This window comes from Flavobacterium sp. (assembly GCF_036741995.1).
Classification (GTDB): Bacteria; Bacteroidota; Bacteroidia; order Flavobacteriales; family Flavobacteriaceae; genus Flavobacterium.
This window is the reverse complement of record NZ_DAINRG010000089.1, coordinates 1-3,937: the sequence shown is the minus strand read 5'-3', so window position 1 is coordinate 3,937 and position 3,937 is coordinate 1. Positions and strand designations below refer to the sequence as shown.

The 3,937-nt window shown below is 33.4% G+C and carries 5 protein-coding genes; all 5 read right to left on the bottom strand.

Going from position 1 to position 3,937, the window contains the following annotated elements:
* Positions 1-169: oligosaccharide flippase family protein (locus V7D82_RS13820; protein ID WP_442902394.1), on the bottom strand; the 169-nt coding region annotated here is incomplete at its 3' end.
* Between the two features lie 621 nt (positions 170-790).
* Positions 791-1,819, bottom strand: coding sequence for a nucleotidyltransferase family protein (locus V7D82_RS13455; RefSeq protein WP_333601470.1), 1,029 nt, complete (start codon positions 1,817-1,819; stop codon positions 791-793).
* Complete coding sequence (locus V7D82_RS13450) at positions 1,809-2,495, bottom strand: acylneuraminate cytidylyltransferase family protein (RefSeq protein WP_333601469.1); 687 nt, start codon at positions 2,493-2,495, stop codon at positions 1,809-1,811. The genes V7D82_RS13455 and V7D82_RS13450 overlap by 11 nt, the downstream gene beginning before the upstream one ends.
* Position 2,496: 1 nt before the next feature.
* Entirely contained in the window at positions 2,497-3,552 is a 1,056-nt protein-coding gene (locus V7D82_RS13445; RefSeq protein ID WP_333601468.1) for an N-acetylneuraminate synthase family protein, read from the bottom strand.
* Positions 3,549-3,937: hypothetical protein (locus V7D82_RS13440; protein ID WP_333601467.1), on the bottom strand; the 389-nt coding region annotated here is incomplete at its 5' end. The genes V7D82_RS13440 and V7D82_RS13445, both read right to left, overlap by 4 nt.

Here is a 3,937-nt window from a genome sequence, read left to right as displayed (position 1 = left end):
ACAAAGTAGTCAACAAATAAAAAACATTAACAACCGCCAATACCCCAAAATCGGCAGGAGATAATAACCTTGCTAATATTATTCCTAAAATAAACCCTATTAGTTTTAAACTAATACTTTCAATAAAAGACCATTTAACATTTTTTTCAGTCGCTCTTTTTATACTCATAATTCAAATCTATCTCCTTTTCCTATTAAAACATTTTCATCATCGAAAAACCAATCTTTTCAATAGTTTTCGAAGAAGCCAAATTATCTAGTGTAATATAAGTATTACTACTAATTTTAAGATTTTTTCTCAAAAATCCATCACATGTCAATACTATCACTTGGGATGCATAACGTTTTCCGCGATGATTGCATCGGTGGAAATTTTAAGCAGTCCCAAAGCGGCATCATTTTTTTCAATCATAGCTTCTCTCAGTCCGAATTCAATAAAAAGTGTTGTTAATAAATAGAAGACAGTAAGAATTACAAAAATTTCAAAATCTGAAGATTCCAACAGACTGGTAAACAGGATACCATTGCAAAACATATTATCTTTTTAAACATAAACTTTCTATAAAAAAGACCACTTTACTTTTTTCGCGATAGTATTTTTAGTTCATAATACTATTAAAATTCTGTAAATGATATTTTTCAAAATGTGCTAAAATTGGGTTTAAAATTGAGAAAACGGTATCGACATTCGATAAAACAATCAGCATTGTTTTCAGTAATTTAGTGAGCAAAAGTAGTTATAAAATAAAAATAATTTTTATTTTTATTTTTATTTTTAAATGCAGGAATTTTACTCTATATTTAAATCTCTATTTCCTTTATTAAAATCTTCCAATTTCCCTAAGTCTAGCCAGTAATCTTCCATCTCAAATACTTTCGTAGTAAATTTCTCTTCCAATAATTGCTGAAACAATTGTGGCATATCAAAAAACCCGTCTTTTGGTATTTTTTCTAAAACAGCCGGCTCTAAAACATAAATACCGGTATTGATAAAATAATCAAAAGAAGGCTTTTCTCTTAAAGCATTCAAATCCTTATTAGTATCAAATTCAACGCAGGCATAAGGCACTTCAAAATGAAGTTTTTTAATACACATGGAAGCCATTGAATTATTCTCTTTGTGGAATTTCATGAACTCTTCATAATTAATGGTTGTCAGCACATCGCCGTTAACCACAAAAAATGAATTCTCTATAGGAAAGTCAATTAATGATAAGGCTCCCGCCGTTCCTAATCGTTTCTGTTCTTTGGTATATTTAATTTCCACTCCTAGCCAGTCTCCGTTTTGGAAATAGTCTTCGATAATTTCTGCTTTAAAGTTTAAGCATAAAACAAATTTGCAATAACCCTGTGATTTAAAATGTTCAATAATCCCCTGAAGGATTGATTTTCCGCCAACGTTCAGCATGGGTTTCGGAGTATCTCTGGTCAATTCACCAAGTCTGGAACCCAGACCACCCGCCATAATAACAACCCAATTATCTTTTGGAACAAATTCGAATTCGTCTAAGACAACAATTTCAATTAATTTGTTGTTTTCATCCACAACTGGCATCTGCCGCCTGTGAATTTCTCTTAGTTGTTTTTTGATAACCACATGAGAAGTACCATATTTCGCAGTTATTGGGCTTTTATTAATAATAGCCTCTAATTCAATAGTTTTGTTTAAAATCCCTCTTCTCAAATCACCATCAGTTATAATGCCAAGGAGTTGATCTTCGTCATTGACAATAGGCAAAAAACCATTACCATTAGAATCTAATATTCTAAGTACATCATAAAGTGTTGAATCGTCTTTTAATATAAATCTATCGGTCATTGTTTTTTTTCATTAAAAATTCAGCATAATCAAAATCATCAATGGTATCAATATCTATGGAACGCTCTCGAGGCATTACATAAGGAAATGAATGCGCGTTATAATATTGACCTTGTTTTAACAAAGCAACTTTAAAGATAAAAACAGCCCCATTGGGATAATAGCTTGCTTTTAAATCTTGACGGTTATTTAAAATATTGCTGTCAAAAATATCTTCAAACTCCCCTTTTTCATTGATATGTTTGTGCCAAAACACCGGATGAGCTTCTCGAGTATAACTAATCACCGAATCAGCGGCTTTTTCCTTAAATAATTCACAGGCAGCATCAATATCCTTGGTATTTCTGAGGGGCGATGTTGGCAATAAAACTACTATTTCTTCTATAGTGCTGTTTTCTTCTTTTTCAATAGCATCTACCGTATATAAGTAGGTATCTATAGCTTTTGCTTCATCGGTGGCCAAATGTTCCGGTCGTAAAAAAGGAACGGAAGCTCCGTATTTTTTTGCTGTTGCTGCAATCTCAACACTGTCGGTTGAAACAATAACCCTGGAGATGTATTTTGATTGCAAGGCGGCTTCAATAGTGTAAGCTATCATGGGTTTGCCTAGTAAAGGTTTGATGTTTTTACCGGGCAGTCCTTTTGAATTTCCGCGAGCAGGAATAATGGCAATCATTTTATATAATATTTTCCCATTTTAACAAAGTGTCTTCTTCAATGCCAACTATCAGTTTGCGTCCTATAAGATGTTCCAGCATATCCGGAGAAATTCCTGTTCCCGGTCTTTTGCTGGTCAAATCATCAACAGTCAGTATGTGGCCTTCCGGTAAATTTTTAGTCACTACGACACTTCTTCTGAATTTGAATTTCTTTTGCAATTCAGCTTCCGAAACTATCCTAGAGAAAGAGCCCATAGAAGTCGCTATTTTAGCCGATTCTTCACAAATAATTTTCATTTCATACGGATCAGCCGAAATTTCATGATCCCAACCCGGTAAATTCTTATCCGTGGTAAAGTGTTTTTCGATGATACAAGACCCTAAAGCAACACTCGCCAACGGAATGGAAAACCCAATGGTATGATCTGAAAATCCGGTTGGCAATCCGAAGGTGTTTTGCAACATCGTGATATTGTTCAAATGAATATCTTCATATAACGGTGGGTAAATCGAGATGCAATGCAACAAGGCAATGTCGTTACAATTCCTTTTAGTTAATAGCTCCACGGCTTTATCAATTTCGGACAATCTTGACATTCCCGTAGATAAAATAACCGGTTTGCCTCTATCGGCTATGTGATTCAGCAATTGAAAATTGTTGATATCCATTGAGGCCACTTTATAAAAAGGCACATCACATTTTTCTAATAAATCAACTTCGACTTCTGAAAATGGAGAAGAACAAAAAGCAACGTTTTTAGAATCGCAATAGTCTTTTAATTCAAAATGTTGTTCTTCCCTTAAATAGTATTTTTCAACCATTTCTTTTAATGATCCAAAGTGCTTTTTCGGTGAATCATCATACTTTTGATTTCTGTCAAATTCTTCTTTTGCAATTAACGAAGAAGGCGACCAAGATTGAAATTTAACCGCATCAACACCGCACAAAACCGCGGAATCAATCATTTGTCGGGCTAAGTCCATATCTCCATTGTGGTTAGCTCCAATTTCTGCTATAATATAAGGTTTCGAAAAATTAAATATTTCCTTACTGCCCAGTTTAATTTTTTTCATAATATAAATTCTGTTTCTTCCCACCAAAACAGTGGTTGTTCTATAGTTATTTTTAAATCTTTGCGTTGTTTCTTTTCAATTGCTTCTACCTCTTTAAGCTCAGTGTCAAAATCAAACCCGATAGCTATTAACGCATTGTAATGCACTTTTTTCACATTGATGGCGTGTTGCAATCTTTTCTCACTAAACTCCCCTAATCCAGCTAAATTATGAAAGTGTTGTCTGTAAATAGTTGTACATGTATTGACAAAGATACCTTCTTCTTTGCTTTTTTTAAGTAATTGATAAAAAATAAACCAATCTAAAGCCAAGGGTTCTTCTTCCGTAAATTTAATTTCGTAATCTAATAATTCCCTTCTTATGGCAGTATTTCCTAAACCAACTA